27 protein-coding genes are annotated in these 26,027 nt (G+C 40.6%); all 27 read left to right on the top strand.

Annotated features, from left to right (window positions below; all coding sequences use genetic code 11):
- Window positions 1-141 precede the first annotated feature (141 nt).
- The 27 genes from BUA02_RS03055 to BUA02_RS02920 all read left to right on the top strand — a co-directional run bounded on the left by BUA02_RS03055 (window position 142) and on the right by BUA02_RS02920 (window position 26,016).
- On the top strand, window positions 142-768 hold the full coding sequence (locus tag BUA02_RS03055; RefSeq protein ID WP_072700835.1) for a GDSL-type esterase/lipase family protein: 627 nt from the start codon (window positions 142-144) through the stop codon (window positions 766-768).
- Between the two features lie 412 nt (window positions 769-1,180).
- Window positions 1,181-1,921, top strand: a complete 741-nt coding sequence (locus tag BUA02_RS03045) for a class I SAM-dependent methyltransferase (RefSeq protein ID WP_072700832.1) — start codon at window positions 1,181-1,183, stop codon at window positions 1,919-1,921.
- 121 nt (window positions 1,922-2,042) lie between these two features.
- Window positions 2,043-3,461: an alanine/glycine:cation symporter family protein gene (locus BUA02_RS03040; RefSeq protein ID WP_242946460.1), complete on the top strand. Its 1,419-nt coding sequence runs from the start codon at window positions 2,043-2,045 to the stop codon at window positions 3,459-3,461.
- Window positions 3,462-3,587: 126 nt separating this feature from the next.
- Window positions 3,588-4,175: a DJ-1/PfpI family protein gene (locus tag BUA02_RS03035; RefSeq protein WP_072700828.1), complete on the top strand. Its 588-nt coding sequence runs from the start codon at window positions 3,588-3,590 to the stop codon at window positions 4,173-4,175.
- A gap of 19 nt (window positions 4,176-4,194) precedes the next feature.
- A complete protein-coding gene (locus BUA02_RS03030) occupies window positions 4,195-4,653 on the top strand; it encodes a GNAT family N-acetyltransferase (protein WP_072700826.1) in 459 nt (152 codons plus the stop codon).
- A gap of 13 nt (window positions 4,654-4,666) precedes the next feature.
- Window positions 4,667-4,915: a hypothetical protein gene (locus BUA02_RS03025; RefSeq protein WP_072700825.1), complete on the top strand. Its 249-nt coding sequence runs from the start codon at window positions 4,667-4,669 to the stop codon at window positions 4,913-4,915.
- Window positions 4,916-4,922: 7 nt separating this feature from the next.
- The gene (locus tag BUA02_RS03020; RefSeq protein WP_072700823.1) at window positions 4,923-5,120 is read left to right on the top strand and encodes a hypothetical protein; all 198 of its coding nucleotides are present in this window, start codon (window positions 4,923-4,925) and stop codon (window positions 5,118-5,120) included.
- Between the two features lie 427 nt (window positions 5,121-5,547).
- Complete coding sequence (locus tag BUA02_RS03015) at window positions 5,548-6,432, top strand: chemotaxis protein CheX (RefSeq protein WP_072700821.1); 885 nt, start codon at window positions 5,548-5,550, stop codon at window positions 6,430-6,432.
- A 13-nt stretch (window positions 6,433-6,445) separates the two neighbouring features.
- Entirely contained in the window at window positions 6,446-6,799 is a 354-nt protein-coding gene (locus tag BUA02_RS03010; RefSeq protein ID WP_071176890.1) for a response regulator, read from the top strand.
- A 109-nt stretch (window positions 6,800-6,908) separates the two neighbouring features.
- Window positions 6,909-7,631, top strand: a complete 723-nt coding sequence (ymfI, locus tag BUA02_RS03005) for an elongation factor P 5-aminopentanone reductase (protein WP_072700819.1) — start codon at window positions 6,909-6,911, stop codon at window positions 7,629-7,631.
- Window positions 7,631-8,407: an HAD family hydrolase gene (locus BUA02_RS03000; protein WP_072700817.1), complete on the top strand. Its 777-nt coding sequence runs from the start codon at window positions 7,631-7,633 to the stop codon at window positions 8,405-8,407. Before ymfI ends, BUA02_RS03000 begins: the two co-directional genes overlap by 1 nt.
- Window positions 8,408-8,504: 97 nt before the next feature.
- The gene (gene trxB, locus BUA02_RS02995; RefSeq protein ID WP_072700815.1) at window positions 8,505-9,443 is read left to right on the top strand and encodes a thioredoxin-disulfide reductase; all 939 of its coding nucleotides are present in this window, start codon (window positions 8,505-8,507) and stop codon (window positions 9,441-9,443) included.
- A 104-nt stretch (window positions 9,444-9,547) separates the two neighbouring features.
- A complete protein-coding gene (locus BUA02_RS02990) occupies window positions 9,548-10,885 on the top strand; it encodes a C40 family peptidase (RefSeq protein WP_242946459.1) in 1,338 nt (445 codons plus the stop codon).
- Between the two features lie 66 nt (window positions 10,886-10,951).
- Window positions 10,952-11,815 (top strand): GNAT family N-acetyltransferase, encoded by an 864-nt coding sequence (locus tag BUA02_RS02985; protein ID WP_072700811.1) that lies wholly within the window; start codon window positions 10,952-10,954, stop codon window positions 11,813-11,815.
- Window positions 11,816-11,893: 78 nt separating this feature from the next.
- Complete coding sequence (locus tag BUA02_RS02980; protein ID WP_242946458.1) at window positions 11,894-12,508, top strand: RpiB/LacA/LacB family sugar-phosphate isomerase; 615 nt, start codon at window positions 11,894-11,896, stop codon at window positions 12,506-12,508.
- Window positions 12,509-12,667: 159 nt separating this feature from the next.
- The gene (locus BUA02_RS02975; protein ID WP_072700809.1) at window positions 12,668-13,162 is read left to right on the top strand and encodes a GNAT family N-acetyltransferase; all 495 of its coding nucleotides are present in this window, start codon (window positions 12,668-12,670) and stop codon (window positions 13,160-13,162) included.
- A gap of 217 nt (window positions 13,163-13,379) precedes the next feature.
- Window positions 13,380-14,657 carry an MFS transporter gene (locus BUA02_RS02970; RefSeq protein WP_071176881.1) on the top strand — a complete coding sequence of 426 codons (1,278 nt, stop codon included), beginning with the start codon at window positions 13,380-13,382 and terminating at the stop codon, window positions 14,655-14,657.
- 219 nt (window positions 14,658-14,876) lie between these two features.
- A complete protein-coding gene (locus BUA02_RS02965) occupies window positions 14,877-15,524 on the top strand; it encodes a DUF6796 family protein (RefSeq protein ID WP_072700807.1) in 648 nt (215 codons plus the stop codon).
- A 150-nt stretch (window positions 15,525-15,674) separates the two neighbouring features.
- Window positions 15,675-16,703: a LacI family DNA-binding transcriptional regulator gene (locus BUA02_RS02960; protein ID WP_072700806.1), complete on the top strand. Its 1,029-nt coding sequence runs from the start codon at window positions 15,675-15,677 to the stop codon at window positions 16,701-16,703.
- A 204-nt stretch (window positions 16,704-16,907) separates the two neighbouring features.
- A complete protein-coding gene (locus BUA02_RS02955; RefSeq protein WP_072700803.1) occupies window positions 16,908-18,554 on the top strand; it encodes an ABC transporter substrate-binding protein in 1,647 nt (548 codons plus the stop codon).
- A 70-nt stretch (window positions 18,555-18,624) separates the two neighbouring features.
- Window positions 18,625-19,548 carry an ABC transporter permease gene (locus BUA02_RS02950; protein ID WP_072700801.1) on the top strand — a complete coding sequence of 308 codons (924 nt, stop codon included), beginning with the start codon at window positions 18,625-18,627 and terminating at the stop codon, window positions 19,546-19,548.
- 24 nt (window positions 19,549-19,572) lie between these two features.
- Entirely contained in the window at window positions 19,573-20,469 is an 897-nt protein-coding gene (locus tag BUA02_RS02945; RefSeq protein ID WP_072700798.1) for a carbohydrate ABC transporter permease, read from the top strand.
- A 14-nt stretch (window positions 20,470-20,483) separates the two neighbouring features.
- Window positions 20,484-21,992 (top strand): alpha-N-arabinofuranosidase, encoded by a 1,509-nt coding sequence (locus tag BUA02_RS02940; RefSeq protein WP_072700796.1) that lies wholly within the window; start codon window positions 20,484-20,486, stop codon window positions 21,990-21,992.
- 337 nt (window positions 21,993-22,329) lie between these two features.
- On the top strand, window positions 22,330-22,860 hold the full coding sequence (gene hpf, locus BUA02_RS02935; RefSeq protein ID WP_072700794.1) for a ribosome hibernation-promoting factor, HPF/YfiA family: 531 nt from the start codon (window positions 22,330-22,332) through the stop codon (window positions 22,858-22,860).
- A 187-nt stretch (window positions 22,861-23,047) separates the two neighbouring features.
- Window positions 23,048-24,238: an acetyl-CoA C-acetyltransferase gene (locus tag BUA02_RS02930; protein WP_072700792.1), complete on the top strand. Its 1,191-nt coding sequence runs from the start codon at window positions 23,048-23,050 to the stop codon at window positions 24,236-24,238.
- Window positions 24,239-24,306: 68 nt separating this feature from the next.
- Window positions 24,307-25,101, top strand: a complete 795-nt coding sequence (locus BUA02_RS02925; protein ID WP_071176873.1) for an enoyl-CoA hydratase-related protein — start codon at window positions 24,307-24,309, stop codon at window positions 25,099-25,101.
- Window positions 25,102-25,140: 39 nt separating this feature from the next.
- The gene (locus BUA02_RS02920) at window positions 25,141-26,016 is read left to right on the top strand and encodes a 3-hydroxyacyl-CoA dehydrogenase family protein (protein WP_071176872.1); all 876 of its coding nucleotides are present in this window, start codon (window positions 25,141-25,143) and stop codon (window positions 26,014-26,016) included.
- Window positions 26,017-26,027 lie beyond the last annotated feature (11 nt).

Genomic DNA, 26,027 nt, shown 5'->3' with positions numbered 1-26,027 from the left:
GGGCTCATTTTTGGTGGACATAAATTAAAACCAATAGAAGACGATAAGTTTTCCTTAATTGTGTGATAGGCTGACAGCTCTTATGATTAATTCATAAGATATGTGGATTGTTTGCGGTTAATTATGAGAGAGGGAAAAATTATGTCTAACATACTTGCATTCGGAGATTCAAATACTTGGGGACTCATCCCTGGCACCACAGAGAGATACGCCTGGGGCACCAGATGGACAAGTCTTGTGCAAGAAGAATTAAAGGATAATGCGAGAATAATCGAGGATGGGCTTTGCGGCAGGACAACAGTGTTTGAGGATCAGCTTAGACCTTTTAGAAAGGGTGCTGAGATTCTTTCACTATCACTTGAGAGCAATTACCCATTGGACGCTGCAATCATCATGCTTGGTACAAATGACTGTAAAAAGAGATTTGGCGCCAATCCACATATCATTGGCAAAGGCCTTGAAATCTGCCTTGACGAATTAGAAAAGTATGTTGATCCTGAGAATATCCTTGTGGTATCTCCAATCGAGCTTGGTGCTGAGGTTTGGAGACCGGAAAAAGATCCTGAGTTTGACTCTTTTTCTGTTGAGACCAGTAAAGGCCTTAAAGAGGAATATCAGCGCATAGCTTCTAAGAGAGGTAATCAGTTCCTTGCTGCATCTGATTTTGCGATGCCTAGCAGCGTAGATGACGAGCATATGGATGAAGGCGGACATAGTAATCTTGCAAACGCAGTTGTGAAGAAACTTCATGATATGAAGGTTGCATGAAGCGTTTTTGTCAAAAAAGAAAATGAAAAGTGCTAAACGGGCTAAGATTTGTTTGAATCCTTAGCCTGTTTTTTGTTATAGTTGTTAAGTGGGCTCATACGCTGGCTCACAGCATATTTGTAAAGGAGAGAGTTGGGGAATGGAACAAATAGAAGAAAAGAAAACGAAAAGCCCATATAGGGCGCTAATCTGGATACCTATTATGTTAGCATTATTTGTGTGTAGCATTTTTTTTGGTATGTATGCGGACTTACATTTGATACCTTGGAATCCCGAGGCTCATGGACATCCAATACCAGTATTATCAATCATTATTCCAGGCTTAACGCTTATAGTTGGGACCGTTGTTAGTTTGATCTCAATCATAGTAACTATAGTCAGATGCTTGAAAAAATGACGGAGGAGAAAAAAGATGGCACAGCAGAATATTTTTGACAACGAAACTTTTTTTGACGGTTACAAGAAACTTAGAGCTGGCGAGAAGAACGCCAATGACCTCTTTGAGATTCCAGTTCTTTTCTCACTTCTTCCAGATATGAAGGGGAAAAGAGTCTTAGACCTTGGCTGCGGATTTGGCGAGCATTGCAAGGAATATGTTCGTATGGGAGCTGAGAGAGTTTATGGCATTGACATTTCTGAAAAGATGCTGGAAGTAGCAAGAAAAGAAAATAGCGATCCAAAGATCACCTATGAACTTATGCCAATCGAGGATATTGGCAAGATCACTGAGAAGTTTGACATAGTCATCAGTTCACTGGCATTCCATTATGTTGAAGACTTTTCGGGAGCAGTGAAGACTATTAATAGCCTTTTAGCTGATGGCGGCCAGTTTATCTTTTCCCAGGAGCATCCATTTAGTACCTGCTTTAGCGGCGGCGAGAGATGGACAAGAGATGAGAATGGCGAAAAGATCTACCTCAACCTTAAAGGTTACGGCTACGAAAGGGAGAATGAGAGTAGCTGGTTTGTAGATAATATAAAGAAGTATCACAGGATGTTCTCGACGATAGTTAATACATTAGTTGAAGACGGATTTGTCATTGATAAGATGGTGGAGCCACTTCCAAATGATGAGATATTAGCTAAGTATCCTGATTACACAGATCTATATCACAAGCCGGATTTCCTGATAATTCGTACAAGTAAAAAGTAAATAAACCAGTTTCCAAAATGAGCCCTAACCTCCGTCCCTAGGGCTCATTTTTTCATGGTTCATTTTTTATTATTGTGATAGAATATTCGGGCGGAAAAAAATAAGAGAGGAATTAGTTAGGTTGAGTTTTTCGGAAATTATCGAGAAGATAGACGGCTTTTTATGGGGATGGCCACTTATCATACTTTTATTTGGAACACATATTTTTATGACGTTTAGAACAGGATTTATACAGAAAGATATTTTTAAAGCAATCAAGCTTTCTGTAACAAAAGATCCTGATGTGGAAGGTGATGTATCACAGTTTGGAGCCCTTACTACAGCTCTTTCATCTACTATTGGAACAGGTAATATCATCGGTGTTGGCACAGCTATCGCCCTGGGCGGACCTGGAGCAGTGCTTTGGATGTGGCTTACTGGTATCTTTGGTATAGCTACCAAGTACGCAGAGACCTTGATCTCAGTTAAATACAGGGTTAAGAGTGAGGATGGTTCCATGATCGGCGGAGCTATGTATGCCCTTGACAGAGGCCTTAACCAAAAAATTCTTGGAATTATCTTTGCTTTTCTTGCAGCTGTATGTGCCTTTGGAATTGGCTGCATGGTGCAGGCAAATGCCATAGTTACAAATATCAGACAGAACTTTTCTGGTGATGAGCACACTGACAAGATGATAATGTATGGAACAGCAATTTTCTTGTGCGTTGTAGTTGGACTTGTAATCCTTGGCGGCATCAAGTCTATCACTAAGGTTTCTGAAAGACTTGTGCCTTTCATGGCTATTTTTTACATTGTTGGATGTCTTGCAATCCTAGTGATGAACGCTGATGTTCTTGGTGAGACAGTTCTTACTATTATAAATTCTGCAGTTACTACCAAGGCTGCAGGCGGCGGCTTTGTGGGAAGCACAGTTGCACTTGCATGCAGATACGGTTTTGCGAGAGGTCTTTTCTCTAATGAATCAGGAATGGGATCTGCTCCACTTGTGGCATCTGCAGCACAGACTAGAAACCCTAAGAGACAGGCTCTTGTTTCTATGACAGGAACCTTCTGGGATACGGTTGTTGTATGTCTCATGACAGGACTTGTTCTTGTTTCAAGCATCATCAAGAATCCCGGAATTGATGCACTTTCTGGCAATGGCTCAGAGCTTACATCTCTTGCATTTGGCAGAATTCCTGTGATCGGAGTGCCTATCCTTGTTATAGGTCTTATCACATTTTCATTTTCTACGATCCTTGGCTGGTACTACTATGGTGAGCGATGCGCTGTTTATCTTTTTGGAGAAAAGGTCATCATCATCTACAAGTGTCTGTGGGTGGCTGCAGTATTTGTTGGCTCTGTTGTGGAGCTTAACCTTATTTGGAATATCGCGGACCTTTTCAATGGGCTCATGGCAATCCCTAACATTATTGCGGTGCTTCTTTTGTCTGATGTAATAGCAAAAGAGACTCAGAAGTACTCAGGGGAACATTTGGAAGATAAGGACGAAACTGAGATTCCAACTGTAAGAAATTCTCAAAATGGAGTTTTGCTATAAATAATTAGTGGAAAAGCCTTAGGCTATGCGGCCTAGGGCTTTTCTTTTTGTGGGAAGTAGCATAAAATAAGCTAAATATAAAAATGCACATTCAGAAATTCATAATTTTACTACAGGAGGAGAGCTATGAAAGTTCTATTGTTTTGTTGTAAGGGCTTTGAAATGATGGAGTTTGCTCCATTCTATGACGTTCTTGGATGGGCAAAGAGTGAGTATGGCTATGATGTGGAAGTTGACACTTGCGGCTTTACACGTGAGGTTCCAAGTGCATTCTGGAACACTGAGATCAAAGCCAATAAGCTTATTTCAGAGGTAAACGCATCTGACTATGATGCCCTGGCTATTCCTGGCGGCGATCATCTCTATGGCTTTTTTGAAGAAGCCTATGATGAGAGATTTTTGAAGCTTATTAGAGACTTTAATGATAGCAAAAAAAATATTGCTAGCGTGTGCGTTGGTTCTCTTCCTATTGGTAAAAGCGGCGTATTAGCTGGAAGGAAAGCAACCACTTATCACTTGAGTGAGGGCTATAGACAAAAAGAGCTTGCTGAATTCGGTGTTGACGTAGTAAATGAGCCTGTTGTAGTAGATGGAAATGTTGTGACTTCATACTGCCCTCAGACTGCACCAGATGTGGCATATACTTTACTTGAAAGACTTATTGGTAAAGAAAAGACTGATACAGTAAGACGTGGTATGGGATTTATAGAGTGACGAAATAGGAGATAGCTGCATGGAGTACAGGAAAGCTACTATAGACGATCTTGATGTGCTAGTTGGTACGAGAATTACGGTCCTTCGCGCTGCAAACAAGCTTGATGACAATGTTGATATGTCCGAAGTGGAGCGCGAATCAAGAGATTATTATGAGAAAGCTCTTTTAGATGGAAGTCATACTGCGTATCTTGTGTTTGATGATGGAGAGTTTGTTGGTGCTGGAGGCGTGAGCTATTTTAGAGTTATGCCGACGTATCATAATCCCTCTGGCAGGAAGGCTTACATCATGAATATGTACACTGCTCCAGATCATAGAAGGCGTGGTATAGCTTATAATACGCTTGATCTATTAGTGAAGGATGCAAAGGCTCAGGGTGTGTCTGCTATTTCACTAGAGGCTACTGACATGGGAAGACCACTATATGAGAGATATGGCTTTGTGAAGATGAATGATGAGATGGAACTTGTTGAATGATAGGAGGAGTATTATGAAAAAAGTAAGGATGATTCTGTGCGGAAGCGTTGAGCCAAGTAGCCAGAATCAGAGCGAGAATGTAGGAGTTGTTTCTGTCGTCTATGTTTCTGAAGATGAGCAGAATGTGAAGAATAAACTTGAGGAACTTCAGGAAGCAAATCCTGATAATTTTTATATGGAATACGAGGTTCCAATGGATGAAGATCTGACTTTACTTGAGCATTATCCATCTATTGAAATTTCTAAAGAAGATTTGGGGTGAAGTATATATGTTTCATTTAGCTATTGTGCTTGTTGCACTTGCATATATTACTGCAATGGCAGCATTTATAGGATTATTAATAACACTGATAATTGATCTGATTACAGGAAAGAGATTGTCAAAAGAAAATAAAAAGAAGTTACAAGTCGGAATATCCATCTTGGCAGGAGTTGTTATTTTTTGTGTTAGGGCTTTTGTACTCTAAAATGAAGGCAATATGAGAACTTTTTTGATTATTCTTTACCCTTTTGGGCTGTTTTAACCCCTTTTTTCAAGCTTGATTTTCAATGAGTAAGGCGTTTTGAAAAATCTTTACCCATAATCAGGAGTTTAGGGGTAAAGATTTGCGGGAAATGTTTCAATATTGACAAAATTCGGCGTATAGAGGCGTCAGGGGCAAAATCAACGCTAGAAGCCAGAAGTCACAAAGGCAGCGTTCACGCACCTCACGAGAGAGCACACAACACCTTGTGTTTTACTAAATAGCTGTTACCATCCCCAAACTGTGAATGGCAACAAATAGCTTGTTTATGAACGGATAATAGTCTACAATGGTATTACAGTAGGCTATTGTCCGTATTTTTGTCTTATACATAAAAGAGCAACAAGCTTTTTTACTAGGAGAAGAAATTATGTTAGACAGGCTATTAGGTGATTATCTTGTTAAGGAACAGCTCCTGACATCGGGGCAGCTAAATGAGGCGTACAAGATTCAGGACTCTCACAGAGCTAAGCTTGGAGTCATTGCTGTTAATGAGAAGCTTATGTCTATAGCGCAGGCCGAGCAGGTTAATATGCTGCAGGCTACTATGGATATGCGCTTTGGTGATATCGCTGTTGACAAGGGATATCTGACTGAAACTCAGGTGGGAAGACTGCTAGAGCTTCAGGGTAATTCTTATCTTGCATTTCTGCAGGCCATTGTTGATCTTGGCTTTCTTTCAGTTGAACAACTTCATGAAGCAGAAGACAAATACCAGATGGAGCATGGCTTCACGGAAACCGATATGGCAACTCTTAAGTCTGGTGAAGTAGATAGGATGGTTCCTATTTTCCTAAAGACTGAAAATGAGCAGCTTATAAGGATGTTCTCCATGGGAGTCAAAAACCTTTACAGACTGGTTGATAATCATGTCTATGTTGGAGAAGCTTCTTTTACCACGGCTGTAAATGAGGAAGTTCTGGGATATCAGAAGTTCCATCAGGATGAAAAAGCCTTTGTAGCAATTGCAGGCAAGTATGACGACGTGCAGAAGATGGCAGTTGCATATACCAAGGAAGAATTTATTGATACTAGAGAGGATGCGCTGGATGCAGTCTGCGAGCTTATCAACTGTATCAATGGTCTCTATGCCACAGACAGAAGCCAGCAGGAAGCAAAGATTGAGCTTGAACCACCGGATTTTTATGTGAATCATCAGGAAGTAACAAGCGAGGAAATCATGGTGCTTCCAGTTCATATCAGTGGAGCACAGATAAAATATATTATTTCAGTTAAGGGCGATACTAACATCTGATGGAGGACAAAATATGAAAAACGTGCTGATAGTTGATGATTCCAGAACATCCAGAAGGGTTTTGAGGGATATATTAGAAAGAGCTGGCTACAAGATCGTAGGCGAAGCTGTAAACGGCAGAGAGGGCTTTGACAGCTATGTTAAGCTCCAGCCAGACATTGTGACAATGGATATCACAATGCCTGAGATGGATGGCATTGAGTCACTTAAGCTCATTAAAAAGAGCTTTCCTGATGCGAAGGTTGTTATGATAACAGCTGCAGGACAGAAGGAAAAGATGATGGAGGCATTAAAGCTTGGAGCTGCCGAGTTTGTTTCAAAGCCTTTCATCGAAGAATCTGTTTTAGATGCAATGAAACGTTGCTGATATGTTTATATGAATTTTAGGCCTGATATGAAATTTTAACGTTTCATATCAGGCTTTTTTTGTTAGAATAGGAATAGTTGTGCATTTGTGCATATAGAAAGGTAAAAAAGTGAACAGAAAAGTCCTTATTACTGGAGCTTCCAGAGGAATAGGAAGAGCGATCGCAGAGGCTTTTGCCAAAGAAAAAGACGAGCTCTTTTTAACATGTAAAAAGAATATTGAAGAACTAGGGAAACTATCAAAGGATCTAACTGCAGAGTACGGTGTAACTTGCCACTGTTATAAATGCGATGCTGGTGACTATACGGCGGTAAAAGAGATGTTTTTAGAAATTCCAGATATCGATATCGTAGTCAACAACGCAGGCGTAGCTTTCATAGGTCTTTTGACAGATATGGAAAAAGAAGATTGGGATAGCATGATGTCTACTAATCTTGACAGCCTGTTTAATACCTCCAAGTTTGCGGTTCCTATGATGGTTAAAAAGCATTCAGGAAGGATCATCAACATCACTTCTGTATGGGGCGAAGTTGGTGCATCATGCGAAGTTGCCTATTCAGCCTCTAAGGGCGGCGTTAACTCTTTTACCAAGGCACTGGCCAAAGAGCTGGCACCAAGCGGAGTGCAGGTTAATGCAATATCCTGCGGTGTCATAGATACAGATATGAACAGAGATCATCTGACAAAGGAAGATCTGGATGAGCTCTGCGAAGAGATTCCTGCAGGAAGGATGGGGGATACATCAGAAGTTGCCAGACTTGCTGTGATGCTTGCTGATGCCCCTGCATACATGACAGGACAGATTATTAGAATAGATGGTGGTTGGATCTAATGGTTTTATTTTTTGACGTAGACGGAACAATTTGGGATTACAAGAATTACATACCTGAGAGCACTATAGAAGGCATCAGGAAGGCTAGAAAGAACGGACATAAGTGTTTTATCAATTCAGGACGAGCAAGGGCTCATATCAAGCATAAAGACCTTTTAGGCATAGGGTTTGATGGAATCGTGTCAGCATGCGGCTGCATGATCGAGTATGGAGACGAAGTTATCTTTAATAAGCTTCTTACTAGGGATGAGTGCATCAGAACAGTTGAGACCATTGGAAGATATGGATTTAAACCAATTCTCGAGGGACCAAAGTATCTTTATATGGAATATGAAGATTTCAAGGACGACATGTATGGCATGAAGGTCATGACTGAAATGGGTGACAGGCGCCTGGGAATCAAGGACAACTGGGGTAATTGGGAGATCAACAAGCTCTCCTGTGACACCAATGGCTCTGATAAAGAAAGCTGTTTTAAGGAACTTGAAGATCTCTACGATGTGATGCTTCACACTGAGAATATCTGTGAGATGGTTCCTAAGGGATTTAACAAAGGGACAGGTATAGAGAAGGTTTGCGAGCTTCTTGGCGAAGATATCAAGAATACTATTGCTTTTGGAGATAGTATCAACGACAAAGAGATGCTCATTACAGCTAATGTGGGCATTGCTATGGGTAGAGCATCTGAAGATGCTAAAAAATATGCGAATGATGTGACAGACTACCTTGAAAACGATGGAATATACAAGGCTCTAGAGAAATACAACATCATTTAATTTTTATTTTAGAAAAAAACTATTTACAAAAAACGATTTAGTGTTAAAATTCGATTGTACACAATTTAAATTTGTTTTTTGATACAAGGAGGCTACTATGTACGATTTAGTTATTGTAGGTTCAGGACCAGCGGGACTTTCAGCAGCAGTATATGCTAAAAGAGCTGGACTTAACATGATCATTATAGAAAAAAATCCAGTAAGCGGAGGCCAGATAATTGATACCTATGAGGTGGATAATTACCTTGGAATCCCAGGAGTTAACGGATTTGATCTTGGTATGAAGTTTAGAGAGCATGCTGATAAGCTCGGCGCAGAGTTTGTTGACGGCGTTGTAACTGGCATTGAATGTGTTTCAGAAGGTTCTGATACCAAGGCACCAGTATTTAAGGTTGTGACTGAGGACTCTTCATATGAAACTCACACGGTACTTCTTGCAACAGGTGCCCATCACTCCAAACTTGGCATTCCTGGTGAAGAAGAATACATCGGTAAGGGTGTATCATACTGTGCAACTTGTGATGGAGCATTCTATAGAGGCAAAGTCACAGCTGTTAACGGCGGCGGTGATGTGGCAGTTGAGGATGCTATATTCCTTGCAAGATTTTGCAGCAAGGTTTACCTTATCCACAGAAGAGATGAGCTCAGAGCAACCAAGATCCTTCAGGAAGAGCTCTTTGGCCTTGATAATGTAGAAGTAATTTGGGACAGCGTAGTAAAAGAGATTGACGGCGAAGATAAGGTTACTCACCTGCAGATAGAGAACGTTAAGACCAAAGAAATGCAGAAACTCGATGTTGATGGTATATTCGTTGCTATAGGTATACATCCTTCCACAGATCTTTTTGCTGATATTGTTGAACTTGATGAAAAAGGATATGTAATTGCAGGAGAAGATTGTGCAACTTCGAAGGCGGGTATATTTGTGGCTGGTGATTCTAGACAAAAGAGATTGCGCCAGATCGTTACGGCTGTAGCAGACGGCGCAAACGCTGTTACTGCGGTTCAGGACTTCCTGGTGGGCAAAGAAAAGTGATATGAAAAATTGATAAAATTTGACAAAAATGATCAAAAGGCGTATATTTATATCAAATGTGAAAAAAAATGTAACAATTGATTTTGATGATTTGGAGGCCCACTTTGAAAAATAGAGCAAAGCAGCTTGCCGTTCTTGGTATGACAGCTGCCCTTATATTTTCCAATATGAGTATTGATGCTTCAGCGGCATCATCCAATAAGGTAAAAACTGTTCTGCCACAGGCAGGTATAACATATGCGCTTGGTGATAATCAGGTTTCTCTTTCAGCACTTCAGCAGTCTGTTGATGAGAACTCACCAAAGACTGATAATTCCAGCTCAGTAAGTACTAGCAAGGAGGCGAACAGTGAAATTGCTAATTCATCAGCAGTTACTGATGAAACACCGCTGGCATCAACTATTACGGAAAACATCCTTAAAGATATTCAGAGCGCTACAGGCGCAGTAATTAGTAAGAAAGATAGCGCATCTGAAGGTGCTTCTACAGCAGAAGAAGCCGAAGAAGAGCGTTTTAAGAGCCTTGTTATTGCAAGGGTTAATGATTATGTAAATGTCCGCGATCTTCCTAGTGAAGAAGACGGTGAGATCATTGGTAAGTTATATGACAAGTCAGTAGGTACTTTCATAGAAGAGGAAAACGGCTGGTACAAGATCAAATCTGGTACAGTTGAAGGTTACGTCAAAGCAGAATATTGCGTAACTGGCGAAGATGCTGTTGAACTTGCCAAGGAAGTTGGAACTAGAATTGCAACAGTTACAACTACAACTCTTAAAGTTAGAAGTGGCCCGGGACTTGATGAAGAGGTCCTTGGACTTGTTCCTATCGAAGACGAACTTGTTGTCGAAGAAGAGCTTGACGGATGGGTTAAGGTTAGTATCGAGGAAGGTGATGGTTATGTATCACTTGACTACGTAACACTTTCTACAGAATTTGTAGAAGCTGAATCAAAGGCAGAAGAGGAAGCCAGACTTGCAAAAGAAAAGGCAGCCAGAGAAGCAGCTCAGGCAGCCGCAAGAAAAGGTACTTCCAAGAATGCTGAATCTTCAGGTAAGACAAGCTATAACTCAGCTAGCTCATATACAACAGATACAAGCTCTATCGGATCTGCTGTATCACAGTTTGCTCAGCAGTTTGTTGGCAATCCTTATGTATATGGCGGTACATCACTTACAAATGGTGCTGACTGCTCAGGATTCGTAATGAGTGTTTACGCTAACTTCGGTGTTAGTCTTCCTCATTCATCTGGTGCAGACAGAAGCGTAGGTGCAGCTGTAGATGGACTTGCAAATGCTCAGCCTGGTGATATCGTATGTTACTCAGGTCATGTAGCTATCTATATTGGTAATGGACAGATTGTTCATGCATCAACAGCATCTACAGGTATCAAGATTTCAAATGCTGATTACCGTACAGTACTTGCAGTCAGAAGAATCTTCTAATTCTTATGAATATTGGCCGAATGGTAGTGAGAACTATCATTCGGCTTTTTTATGGAGAATGAAATTATGAATTATTGTATAGAAAAGAATTACAGGAACAATGATGCTCTTAGGGCATCTTTTAACAGACTTGCCGAAAAGACCTTTGGGCTAAATTTTGAAAATTGGTATCAAAACGGTTTTTGGAAGGATAACTACATTCCATATTCTGTAGTAATAGATGGAGAGGTTGTTTCAAATGTTTCAGTCAACGCCTGCAATATGAATTATAAGGGTAAAATTGTAAAGCTGATCCAACTTGGTACAATCATGACGGACAATGATCATAGAGGAAAAGGGTATGCCAGAGTCTTGATGGAAGAGGTTATGAAAGATTATGACGGGAAAGTTGATGGAATCTACCTCTTCGCCAATGATTCTGTACTTGAGTTTTATCCTAAATTTGGTTTTAAAGAAGCAAAGGAATATCAGTATACAAAAGAAGTGACAATATCCGATGAATGCAAAGCCCAAAATATTCCGCTTAAGGGTAAGGATGATTTTGACAGGGCTATTAAGATACTTGATACAAATGAGCAGAACGCACAGTTGTATATGGTAGGAAATTCCGGACTATATATGTTCTATCTTTCACAGTTTATGACGGAAAACTTGTTCTATATTGAGGAATGTGGTAGCTATGCCATTGCTGAAATGGAGGATGATACACTTATCTTACATACCATCATTGGGAATGGGGCAGTAGATGAAGTGATCAGGGCATTTGGATCTAAGATAAAGAAAGTTGTCCTTTGCTTTACTCCGAAGAACACCGGTGGTTTTGAAAAAAGCGAGCTTCATGAGGAAGACACTACCTTCTTTGTTCAGGGGAAATTTTTCGAGGATAATCAGAATGAAGAATTCATTATGCAGGCTATAACGCATGCATGATTCGCACAAAAAAAGTAAGTGTAAAACAGGAAGAAATGTGTTGTAGTTAAAGAAATTCACGCTATGACAGGGGGATTTATGGAAAACAAGGACATTAAGGATGACGTTATGAGAATAGGAATAATTCAAGCGAGCTCTCAGGCTGAAAAAAATGAGCTTATTTTCAATACTGTAAAAAAATATGCCCCTAAAGATGCTGAAGTCATAAACTTTGGCTGTACTTTAGATGAGCAGGAAAAGTACTCCTATATAGATGTTTCGGTTCTTGTTGGTTTGCTACTTTCAAGCGGCGCAGTTGACTTTGTTGTTACCGGTTGTTCATCCGGACAGGGAATGATGCTGGCGTGTAACAGTATGCCTGGAGTAATTTGTGGATATGCGCCTACTCCAAAGGACGCTTATCTGTTTGCACAGATCAATAATGGTAATGCTATTTCACTTCCATTGGGCGAAGATTATACTTGGGCAGGCGTTGAAAACTTTGATAAAACAATAAAAGCGCTCTTTTCTGAACCGTTTGGGCAGGGATATCCAAAGAGTGAAGCTGCAAGAAAGCTGAAAGACACTGAGATACTTAAGAAAATAAGAAGAAAGTCGCAGATTCAGTTTGAAGATTTATTGGGTTCATTAGATACGTCAATCATTGAAAAAATAAATAAAAAGAATGATGTGATCAAGTTTCTGAAGGGATGATAGGCTAAGAATGCTATACACCATAATAGAGAGAAGAGTTCCGCCAGATATAGGAATCCACATATAGAAATTGGTGAGCTTTTAATTTCTTAACGATGAAAAATGGAGAAAAATTAAAGCTTCCCGGACAGATTTTTGATTAACAATTGGAGAATTAAGATGGAAACAGATAGAATAAGGATTTATCCTGCCAATAGAGAGCAGATGGAGAACAGCATCCTGGCAGAAAAGGATGATGAACTTAAGAAGGCATATGGTGAAATGCTTGATGGGTGCCTTGCGCATCCAGACCAGTGGGACTGGTATGCTATGTGGATGATAGAAAAGACAGATGGGACGCACATCGGAGATTTGTGCTTCAAAGGACTTGAGGAAGAAAACCCTGAAATCGGATATGGAATTTTTGAGGAGTTTCAGGGAAATGGCTATGCGACAGAGGCTGTTAAGCTGGCATTAAAATGGGCATTTGACCATCCAGGGATAATTGCTATAGAAGCTGAGACAGATCCTGACAATGTTGCGTCTCAGAAAGTCCTGAAGAAATGTGGATTTGAGCCTAATGGAAAGATCGGAGAAGAGGGACCGAGATTCACTGTTTACAATAAGAAATATGGTATTCCATTGCCCGCCGGTTGTAATGAGGATTTTATCTAATATCTGCGCGTGGGCACCGACAATTGTGTTGCTTATAGGTTTTATGTTGTACTGTCAGCAATATACATAGTGATTATTGCGCTGATATGTTGGAAAAAGAATGTGATGTCAATAGAATGATATCCGTTTATAATAACAAGAAGGAGGAAGGACATGATCAATTGTAGTGTATATGCTCCATGCAGATGAAAAATATTTGTATGGAGGTTAAATAATAATGAAAAACAGAATAAAGGAATTAAGAGATTTTTACATAATCTGGATAACACAGAGTTTGTCACAGCTTGGAAGTGCAATAACTGGATTTGCGCTGACACTGTGGATGTATGAAAAGACTGGATCAGCGCTGAGTACTGCAGCACTTACAATCTGTACATATGCGCCATATGTCATTATGAGCATTTTTGCCGGAGCAATAACAGATAAATTCGATAAAAAGAAAACCATGCTCATATGCGATCTTTTAGCGGCACTTACAACGGTTGTTGTATTTGTACTGTACAAAACTGATACGCTGACCATGTGGCACCTATATGCCATCAATGCCTTTTCGGGTCTCATGAACACTGTTCAGCAGCCTGCTTCAGAAGTGGCATATTCACTTATCGTTCCAAAAGAGCATTATCAAAAGACCAGTGGCTTTCAGCAATTGTCCCGTTCGCTTATTTCAATTGGCAATCCGCTCATAGCGGCTGCTCTTTATGGACTGGCAGGCCTTGATACGGTTATTGCGGTAGATCTTTTGTCTTTTGCCATAGCATTTGTGGCATTATTGTTCTTTATAAAATTGCCAGAGATCAAGGACGGAACAAGTAAGGACGAAAACGTGATCAAACTGGCTAAGGAGGGACTAAAGTTCCTAAAGGAAACTCCACTCATACTTACTGTAATACTGTTTATGGCGGGTGTTAACCTCACAGCTTCAGCCTTTGATGCTGTACTTCCGGCCCTTGTTATACCTCAAAAAGGTAACAATGTTTATGGAATCGTAACAGCATGCTCAGGACTGGCCATGGTGGCAGGAAGTTTCCTTCCAATGATCTTGCCAAAGCCCAAGGACAGGGTAAGAGTCATATATCTCACGATGCTTTTTGCACTGGGGATAGAGAACTTTTTACTGGCCTTTGCAAGAAGCTCTGTTTTATGGTGCATAGGCCAGATAATAGGATGGGTGTTTGTTCCACTCATGGCAGCCAACCAGAATGTAATAATGCGCAATGTTATTCCAATAGAGCTTCAGGGAAGAGTATATGCCTGCAGAAATACTCTGCAGTTCTTTACTATTCCAATAGGTCTTTTCCTTGGTGGACTCTTTGTAGACAAGATCTGCGAACCGTTTATGGCATTGAAAAGTAATGATCCGTTCTGGACTTTTCTTTTCGGAAGCGGAAAGGGATCAGGCGCCGCAATGATGATGTTTATTCTGGGTGTGACAGGAACAACCATCTGTATAATATCTGGTCAGATTATGAAAAGATATAAATATACTGAGTAAGAATTCCTTAATCTGAATATCAGTGTAAAACAGCCCCAAATGAGTGTAAGCCCGGGGCTGTTTTTTGTTTGCTGATAACATGAGTCTTATGAAAAAGGTTCGAAGCAAGACCATGAGAATTTTATGGTTGAGGCTTTCTTAAGATGAGTGGATCTTTGAAAAATGAAGGAGAGTTTTCAGTAGAGGAGTGCTACTGAGCTTTTAACAGAGGAAAAGAAAATGAATACTATATTGGCAGTAATTGGAATTATTGGTGGTCTTCTTTGTGCTACTGCAGATCTTTTGTTGGATTTAAAGGGACCGAACAATAAGAAACTTGGTAAGATGGGCGTCATTGACAGCGAATGGAAAAATATGGCCCACTGGAGGTTTGTGTGGTCTGATATTCTTGCGATGTTTGCAGTACCTATGTACTCCTGCGGGTTTATTGCGCTCATGATGACTCTTCATGCTGAACATCCTGTCATTTCAACAGTGCTTTCTATAATTTTCCTGATCGGGGCAATGGGGGGATTTATGATCCATACTTTCCTGTGCCAGCAGCCAACAATATACAGAAAGATCATAGCAAAAGCAGATGAGAAGCTTGCTGAAGATGTGATCCAGTCAGTATTTAAGCAGATTTATGTACCGTTTTTTACGCTTTATTCAATGCTGGTCATCATTCCGGCGATCGCTGTCATAGTGCTTATTATTATGGGCTTTATCTATGCTCCAATATGGTGCGTGATATTGAATCCGGTAGTATTCCAGCTCGTTGGTTTTTGGTTCAGGGCGACTAAACTGGATATTTTTATTGATGCACCAAGCTGCTGCGCTGCAAGTCTGGGGCTTGCTTCATATGGATTATTAGCACTACTCTGCTGATAATCTTTATATAGATGAACTAGGAGCACATGAAATGAAGCTGAGGATCATTCTTTTCTTGCAATAATCCCACCTGTATAATAAAATAAATAAAACGATTAACCGCAGGTGGGTACTGTGATTTTTTGATGTTAGAGGCAGGAAATTAAAATGATAACCTTAAAAGAGATAGCTAAAGAATGTGGGGTTTCTACAGCTACCGTCTCAAATATTCTTAATGGCAAGAATAAAGTTAGCGAAGAAACTAGAGAAAAGGTAATGGCCGTAGTCAAGGAAAGAGGCTACAAATTGAACTATGTAGCTCAGGGCCTTAGAAAACAAAAGACTCAGACTATAGGCGTAATAGCAGAGGATATAGTTCAGTTCACTACTCCTGAGATCATTGAGGGTATCATGGAAGTATGTGAAGAAAGGGGCTACAGGACTATAGTTCAGAACCTTCGTCTGTATTCCAGATGGCAGGATCTTTGGTTTGACAATGAAAAGATGTACTACTCGGTCATGGATCCGGCGGTTCAGGAGATGGCATCCATCAGAGTGGATGGAATTGTCTATGTTGCTGGTCATGCCCGTAATATTCACAGGTTCCCAAGTGAATACCAGATACCATCAGTTCTTGCTTACGCATATTCTCAAGAAAAAGATGTGCCATCTGTAGTAATCGATGATGAAGAAGGGGCAAGGCTTATAGTTGAGCACCTTATCAAGAAAGGCCATACCAAGATCGGCGTTATGGCAGGTGAACAGGAGAATATCCATACCAAGCTCAGAATTCTGGGCTATCAGAAGGCGCTTTTTGATGCAGGAATATTGTACAATCCTGAACTTGTATGCTATGCAGGATGGGGCAAGGAACTTAGCTATGGAGCTGCAGAAGAATTGCTGTCCAAGGATATTACAGCAATCTTTTGTATGAGTGATAGAAACGCTGGTGGTGTTTACAAATATCTTTTTGAAAATGGCAAGCAGGCTGGAAGAGATATATCAATCGTAGGATTTGATGATGAGATGATATCTGATTTCATGACACCACGTCTTACAACCATGAGGATTGACCGTCTGCAGATTGGTAAAAGAGCTGTAGAACTTCTTTTTGACAAGATGGAAGGCAAGGAAGTACCTGATGAGATCAAGGTTCCGTGTCGTTTGATCGACAGAGAATCAGTTTTAGAACTGTAAATCATAGTAAAACGTTTAAGCATTGTTAAAAATGCACAATAATCTTTTGCTATATTCATTATCTATTAACAAACTGTATATTATTTGCACGAAATCATGTTGACAACCCATTTGGGTTGTCATATATTTTACTTATCAAGTTAATCGATTAACATAACTGGAAGAAAAATGAATATGAATTGTTGCTAAATTATGGAGGATGCTATGAAAAAGAAAATTGCTTCTTTATTGCTAAGTGCAACAACTGCAGCCATGGTATTAAGCGGATGTGGCAGTGCAGCAACTGAGACAGGTGAACAGGCTCAGTCACAGGAAAAGACAGAGAGTGCTGATGAGACTGAGGCAACAAGCGAAGGCGGCGACGCAGTAGAGTCAGATAAGGCTGCTCAGGCAATCGCTGATAGAAAGGCAGAAGCTGAGAAGTCAGGAAAGTATCAGAAGGTTGTTATTTCTTTCTTTGACTGGACAGGTAGACCAGCAGGCCTTGATAGAGTAAATGAAGCTCTTTGCGCTTATACAGAAGAGACACTTGGACTTGACGTTGAACTTCAGATCATTGATTCAGCTGCTTATGGAGATGACATGAAGCTTATGCTTTCATCTGGTGAGCAGGTAGATATCTTCTCAACATGTATTCTTGGATATAGTTCATCTATCAATAATGGCTATACTCTTGATCTTGAAGAAAACGGAATGTTTGATGATTATTGCGGCGGTATAAAGGAAAAGGTTCGTCAGGACTACCTTGATGCCTGCAGAGTTGGCGGAGTTTTATATGGAACACCTCCAATCAAGGATTACGCTATTGAAACTTGCGCGGTATGCGTAGGACAGGAATACCTTGATGGTATAGGATATGATGTTTCTAAGCTTCCACTTAGTGACCTTGGCTATCCTAAGGCTACATGGGATGATATCAACGAGATCTACAGCCAGTTACATGCAAAATATCCTGATAAGTACGTAATGGCTATCCAGGATAACGAGCTTACACAGGGTAGCTCAGTAGATAACATTGGTGGTGACTACTTTGGAACACTTCTTGATCCACAGAACTCACTTAAGATCGAAGATGTTTATGCATCAGATATCTTCAAAGAGTGGGTACAGAGAGCGTATGACTGGAATCAGGCTGGATACCTTTCACAGGATGCTCTTACAGATACAACAGGTGCATCTGCAAAGGTTAAATCTGGATCATATATGGCTATGATGGCTTGCTGCAAGCCTGGATATAAGACACAGATCTCTGGTGAGTGCGGAAGAGATATGGTTGTATTTGATGTAGGTGAGAGCTTTATGAGTTCTTCATCAATTTCTTCATTCCCATGGTGTGTAAACCAGAACACAGAAGATCCTGTAGCTACACTTCAGGTACTCAATGCTCTTTACACAGATTCAACAATCGAAACACTTATGTGCTGGGGACAGGAAGGAAAAGATTTCCAGGTTAACTCTGATGGAACTATCACATATGCTGATGGCGTTGATGCAAACAATTCAGAGTATTATCCAAACGTTCTTTGGCTTATGCCTAACCCATACGTAACATATGTATGGCAGGGAGATCCACTTGACCTTGGTCAGCAGATCTCGGATTTCAATGACAACTGTGCATGTAAGTCAAAAGCTCTTGGCTTCACATGGGACAATTCAGATTATGCATCTGAGTACACAGCTCTTAAGAATGCTTACGATGAGTTTGGACCATCTGTTGTTTATGGTTTCGTAGAACCTGAAAAAGGTATCGCAGATCTTGAGAATGCACTTAAGGCTGCTGGACTTGATGAATATATGGCTGCCAAGCAGGAAGCTCTTGATGCTTGGGCTAAGGAGAACGGAATCAATTAAAAATGATAAAAAGCCTCCGATTCTTTCGGGGGCTTTTCTTTTAAGACGAATTACTTGAAAGGGTGATAATATGCCTTCAAAAAAGACTAACCGAAAAAACATTAAAAGATATATTCCTTTATATATCATGGCTGCACCGGGACTGATATATCTTTTTATAAACAATTACCTTCCACTTCCTGGTCTGGTTCTGGCTTTCAAGAAATTTAATGCAAAAAAAGGTATCTTCAGATCAGACTTTGTGGGCTTTAAGAACTTCAAGTATCTCTTTGCTACCAAGGATGCCTTTGTAATCACAAGAAATACTATCGTGTATAATCTGGTGTTTATCCTGGTCAACACAATACTTGCAATATTTGTAGCTATTTTGTTGGCGGAATTGACATCCAAGGTTAAAAAGGCATATCAGTCCTTTATTCTTTTGCCATACATGATATCTATGGTAATCGTAAGCTATCTGGTATTTGGATTTCTTTCTACGGAAAATGGATTCATCAATAACTCAATATTAAAGCCTCTTGGGATGGACCCTGTATCATGGTACATGGAAAAGAAATACTGGCCATTTATTCTGGTATTTGTAAGTGCCTGGAAGGGAATTGGTTACAACTGTGTTATCTATCTTGCCAGCATTCTTGGAATAGATAGAAGTATCTATGAATCAGCATCTATTGACGGAGCTTCCAAGTGGCAACAGATTTTCCAGATAACGATTCCTCTTTTAAAGACTACTATTATAATGATGACTCTTTTGGCAATAGGAAGGATCTTTTATTCAGATTTTGGACTCTTTTACCAGGTTCCACAGAACCAGGGTGCATTATTTAGTGTCACAAACACAATTGATACCTACGTTTACAGAGGACTTTTGGAGCTCGGGGATATGTCCATGTCTTCTGCAGCTGGCCTGTATCAGTCTATTGTAGGTTTTATTCTGGTTTTGGGATCTAATCTGATCGTTAAAAAGATAGATCCGGAATATGCATTGTTCTAAAAAGTAGACAGGAAGGACGATAAAATGAGAACTCGAGAAGAAAGACATTTTCAGATATTTGCTCATATTGTGATGATAATCTTGTCTGCCCTTGCAGTGGTGCCGTTTGTACTTTTGGTTATCTCATCATTTACGGATAACGACACTCTTATTGCCAATGGATATTCTTTTACTCCGGAAAAATGGAGTGTGTATGCTTATGAATACATCTTTAAGACGGGCAATTCAGTACTTCATGCGTATGGCATATCTATTATCCTGACAATAGTAGGAACAGTAATAGCTCTTTCTATTACAACTATGCTGGCTTATGCTCTGTCCAAGCCAGGACTTCCGGGAAGATCTGTACTGTTATTCCTTGTATTTTTTACCTTGTTATTTAATGGCGGACTTGTACCAACATACATGGTTTATTCAATCACACTTGGTATCAAAAATACCTTCTGGGCACTTCTGATACCGGGACTTTTGATGAATGGATTTAACGTACTTCTTATGAAGTCATATTTTTGTAGTAGCATTCCAAATGAGATCCTGGATGCTGCTTATATTGATGGCGCTTCGGAATTCAAGACTTTCCTTAGCGTTGTACTTCCGCTTTCAAAGCCTATAGTCGCTACGATAGGTCTTTTCGCAGGTATTGCGTACTGGAATGACTGGATGAATGGCTATATTTATCTGACAAAGAGAACGGACCTATACTCAGTGCAGAATCTGCTTAACAGGATGATGCAGAATATTCAGTATCTGTCCCAGAACAGTGCTCATATTCAGGATGCTGGAATAGGTCTTGCCTCCATACCATCTGTTTCCGTCAGGATGGCCATGGCGACTGTAGGCGTTTTACCAATTCTTGTAACTTATCCTTTTATACAGGGCAACTTTGTTAAAGGTATTACACTTGGCGGCGTTAAGGGATAAATAAGGGGTTATATATGAAATTACACATAAATGAAGATCACAGATTAAGTCACATAGAGCCTGAGGTTTATGGCCACTTTAGTGAGCATCTGGGGAGATGTATCTATGGTGGGCTTTATGTAGGGGATGATTCGAAGATTGATAATGTCAACGGCATGCGCAGAGACGTGGTCGATGCGTTAAAAGACATTAAGATTCCAGTACTTCGTTGGCCGGGTGGAAACTTTGCTGACGAGTACCATTGGATGGACGGTATTGGTCCAAAGGAAAAGAGAAAGAAGATGATAAATACCCATTGGGGCGGAGTTATTGAGGATAATAGCTTTGGAACCCATGAGTATTTCGAACTTTGTAAGCAGCTTGGCTGCAAAACCTATGTTAATGGTAATGTTGGAAGTGGCACAGTAAGAGAAATGAGCGAGTGGGTTGAGTATATGACCTTTAACGGCGTTTCTCCTATGGCTGACCTTAGAAAAGAAAATGGGCACGAGGAAGGCTGGACTGTTGATTATTTTGGCGTTGGTAATGAGAACTGGGGCTGCGGCGGCAATATGACTGCTGACTATTATGGCAATAAATACAGAAATTATCAGACCTATGTTCGCTGCTACAATGGAAATAAGCCCATCAAAAAGGTCTGCTGCGGACCAAATGCAGATGACTACAAGTGGACAAGAGAAATTCTTGAAACCTGCTATAGACATCCTGCGCCAAAGGGAACCCATGGTTTCATGGACGGATTTTCTGTTCATTACTATGTTGTTGTAAATGACTGGGAACATAAGGGCAGTGCAAAAGAATTCTCAAAAGAAGAATATTATAGGGCTATGCGCAAGGCATATTATATGGATGAGATCATTACTATAAATGACCATATTATGTCTGAGTACGATCCTGATAAAGAGATTGCTATGCTGGTTGATGAGTGGGGATGCTGGCATGATGTGGAAGAGGGTACTAATCCGGGATTTCTTTTTCAGCAGAATTCTATGCGCGACGCTCAGGTTGCTGGTGCCACGCTCAATATTTTCAATAAGCATTCTGACAGAGTTAAGATGGGATGCCTTGCTCAGATAGTAAATGTGCTTCAGTCAGTTATCCTTACTGAGGATGACAAGATGGTGCTGACTCCAACCTATCATGTATTTCATATGTATAGGCATCATCAGGACGCTGATCTTCTTGAGAGTTACCTTGAGGGAGATGAAAAGATCGGTATAGGTGAGGATGTTGCTTCGAATGTAAATGAATCAGTATCAATTGACAAAGATGGAATAATAACTGTTTCTCTAAATAATATTGATGTTGATAAGGATAATATCGTTGAGATTGATTTTAGAGAAATGGAAGTTGCATCAGCTGAAGGTGCCATCTTGTCAGGAAATATGAAGGATTACAATGATTTTGAAAATCCTGGAAAGGTTGTGGAAAAGAAATTTGAAGGCTTTGAGGCATGTGGAAAAGTCTTAAAGGTGACAATACCACCTTGTAGCCTTGTCACCTTAAGGATCTGCAGAAAGTAAAATTCTCCAATTTGCACATAAAGGAAAAAGTCAACATCAAAAAATAATTTTTTTTTCATACATTGTTCAAAAGTTATCCACAATCCACAGGGAGCAAATGCTGATTTTTGGACTTATACACGAAGTTATCCACAATGTCCACAAAAAAGGTTAATTACAAATGTATTTTACACAATAAAAAGCAATAGATATTTATTTGTGCATTTCTCACAAAAAGTAAAATGAACCGGATTGAATTGCATATACACTTTCTGAAATGGTATAATATCTTCATAAATAAAAAGCCTTTAGTCAGTGAATTTTAGCTGGCTATGGTGGTAGCAAAGGGGATGATTGCATGAGATTTACTATCGTAGGAAAGAACATTGATGTGACACCCGGATTAAAGGCAGCAGTTGAAGAAAAGATTGGAAAGCTTGAAAAGTATTTCACTCCTGACACAATTGCTAACGTTACACTTAATGTGGACAAGGAAAGGCATAAGATTGAGGTTACCATTCCCGTAAAAGGTAAGATCATTCGTGCTGAGCAGATCAGCAACGACATGTATGCATCTATCGATCTTGTAGAAGAGGTCATAGAGAGACAGCTCAAGAAATACAAGAGCAAACTTGTTGACAAGATGCAGGCAGAGGCCAGCAACTTCAAGAAAGAGTTCATTGACAGCGAGTATATGGATGATGAAGAGATCAAGATCGAGCGTATGAAGAAATTCGACCCAAAGCCTATGTATGCTGAGGACGCTTGTGTACAGATGGAACTTCTCGGACATAACTTCTTTGTATTTGTTAATGCGGAAACTGATCAGGTTAATGTAGTGTACAAGAGAAAAGGAAATACATACGGACTGATCGAGCCTGAAAATTAAATACTGTTAAAAAAATATCAAATTATTGACTTTTTATAAAATAACTCCCGAAAGGGAGTTATTTTTTATTGCATTTGTCTAAGGTGTATGCTAGAATTAATCTGTTCTGATAAAAATTTATCAATGTGATTATTCGCTGGTTTCCAGCATAGGATAATCTACAAAAAACATTATGGAGGAATTTAATATGGCACAGAAAGTTGTTATCGCAGGTGCTGTTAGAACAGCCATCGGTAAGATGGGCGGAGCTCTCAGCAATACTCCTGCAGCAGAACTTGGATCTATTGTTATTAAGGAGGCACTTAATCGAGCTGGTGTAAAGCCTGAGCAGGTTGATGAAGTCCTTATGGGATGCGTTATTCAGGCAGGTCTTGGACAGAACGTAGCAAGACAGGCATCAATCAAGGCAGGTCTTCCAATCGAGACTCCTGCAGTTACACTCAACGTAGTTTGCGGTTCTGGTCTTAACTGTGTCAATATGGCAGCTGACCTCATCAAAGCAGGCGAAGCTGATATAGTTGTAGCTGGTGGTATGGAGAACATGTCAATGGCTCCTTACGCACTTCCAAATGCACGTTTCGGATATCGTATGAACAACGGTACAGTTGTAGATACAATGGTAAACGATGCTCTTACAGATGCATTCAATCACTATCACATGATGATCACAGCAGAGAATATCTGCGACAGATGGCACCTTACAAGAGAAGAACTCGATGAGTTCTCAGCTAATTCACAGCAGAAGTGTGAAAAGGCAATGGCAGAAGGCAAGTTCAACGATGAGATCGTTCCTGTTCCTGTAAAGGTTAAGAAGGAAATCGTTGAGTTCAAGACAGACGAGGGCCCTCGTCCTGGCACAACAGCTGAGAGCCTTTCAAAGCTTAAATGCTGCTCTGGTAAAGAGGGCGGTCTTGTTACAGCTGGTAACGCTTCAGGTATCAACGATGGCGCAGCAGCAGTTGTTGTAATGAGCGAAGAGAAGGCTAAAGAACTTGGAATCAAGCCTATGGCTACATGGGTAGGCGGAGCACTTGCTGGTGTTGAACCTGAAATCATGGGTATCGGACCTGTAGCTGCTACAAAGAAGGTTCTTAATAAGACTGGTCTTTCACTTGACAACATCGATCTTATCGAGGCTAACGAGGCATTTGCAGCTCAGTCAGTTGCAGTTGCTAAGGACCTTGGATTCGATATGAGCAAGGTTAACGTTAACGGTGGTGCTATCGCACTTGGACATCCAGTTGGAGCTTCAGGATGCCGTATTCTTGTTACTCTTCTTCACGAGATGGGTAGAAGAGCTGATGCTAAGAAGGGTCTTGCAACTCTTTGCATCGGTGGCGGAATGGGCTGCGCTACAATCGTCGAGAAGTACGAATAATCTGATAATTAATAGCCTGCTGTGTGTTAGCACGCTGCAGGCTTTATCAACGTAAAGGAGAGAATGATATGAGTTTTGTTAATTGCGAAGTTAAAGACAAAATTGCAATCGTAACAATCAATCGTCCAGAGGCGCTCAACGCTCTTAACTCACAGGTTCTTGATGACCTTGAGGCTGCCTTCGACAGCATTGATACTAACGTAGTAAGAGCAGTTGTTCTTACAGGCGCTGGGGACAAGTCATTTGTTGCTGGAGCAGATATCGGAGAGATGAGCACACTTTCTAAGGCAGAGGGAGAAGCTTTTGGTAAGAAGGGAAATGATATTTTCCGCAAGATCGAGCAGTTCCCACTTCCTGTAATTGCTGCAGTCAACGGATTTGCACTTGGCGGCGGATGCGAGATCTCAATGAGCTGTGATATTCGTATCTGCTCAGAGAATGCTATGTTTGGTCAGCCAGAGGTTGGTCTTGGAATCACACCTGGATTTGGTGGAACACAGAGACTTGCTCGTCTTATCGGCGCTGGAATGGCTAAGCAGCTCATCTACACAGCACGTAATATCAAGGCTGACGAGGCTTACAGAATTGGCCTTGTAAATGCTGTATATCCACAGGAAGAGCTCCTTGCAGCTGCAGAGAAGATGGCTTCTCAGATCGCTGCTAATGCTCCTATCGCTGTTAGAGCATGCAAGAAGGCAATCAACGATGGTCTTCAGACAGATATCGACAACGCACTTGTAATCGAAGAGAAGCTCTTTGGTTCATGCTTCGAATCAGAAGATCAGAGAGAAGGAATGGCTAACTTCCTTAGAAAGAAAGACGACCCAGCTAAGGTTAAGGTTGTTGCATTCAAGAACGCATAACTTTTTCATAGATAATAAACATTATAGGAGGATTTTAAAATGAAAGTAGCTGTTATTGGCGCAGGTACAATGGGATCAGGAATTGCTCAGACATTTGCTCAGGCTGAGAGCGTAGAGAAAGTATATCTTTGCGATATCAAGACTGAGTTTGCAGAGGGCGGATTTGCTAAGATCAAGAAGGGTCTTGATAAGCAGGTTGCTAAGGGAAAGAAGACTCAGGAGGAAGCTGATAAGATCACAGGTAAGATCCAGACAGGTCTTAACGATATCTGTGCAGATGCTGATCTTGTAGTTGAGGCTGCTCTTGAAGTTATGGATATCAAGAAGAACCTCTTCAAAGAGCTTCAGGAGAACATTGTTAAGAATCCTGATTGCATCTTTGCATCAAACACATCATCTCTTTCAATCACAGAGATCGGTGCAGGCCTTTCAAAGCCTATCATTGGTATGCACTTCTTCAATCCAGCTCCTGTTATGAAGCTCGTTGAAGTTATCCAGGGTGCTAACACACCTGACGACATGGTTGACAAGATCAAGAAGATCTCTGAAGACCTTGGAAAGACACCTGTACAGGTTAACGAAGCTGCAGGTTTCGTAGTAAACAGAATCCTTGTTCCTATGATCAACGAAGGTATCTTCGTATATTCAGAGGGCGTTTCAGATATTCAGGGTATTGACACAGCTATGAAGCTTGGTTGCAATCACCCAATGGGACCACTTGAGCTCGGTGACTACATCGGACTTGATATCGTTCTTGCAATCATGGATGTTCTTTACTCAGAGACAGGTGACAGCAAGTACCGTGCTTGCCCACTCCTTCGTAAGATGGTTCGTGGTAAGAAGCTTGGTGTTAAGACAGGAATCGGATTCTACAACTATGCAGATGGAAACAAGGTTCCTACAGATCGCATGTAATATTTTATTAA

Origin of the sequence: Butyrivibrio hungatei DSM 14810, from assembly GCF_900143205.1 — a bacterium.
GTDB classification, from domain to species: Bacteria; Bacillota; Clostridia; order Lachnospirales; family Lachnospiraceae; genus Butyrivibrio; species Butyrivibrio hungatei.
Note: the sequence above shows the minus strand (reverse complement) of the source record. Positions and strands in the feature narration are given on the sequence as shown.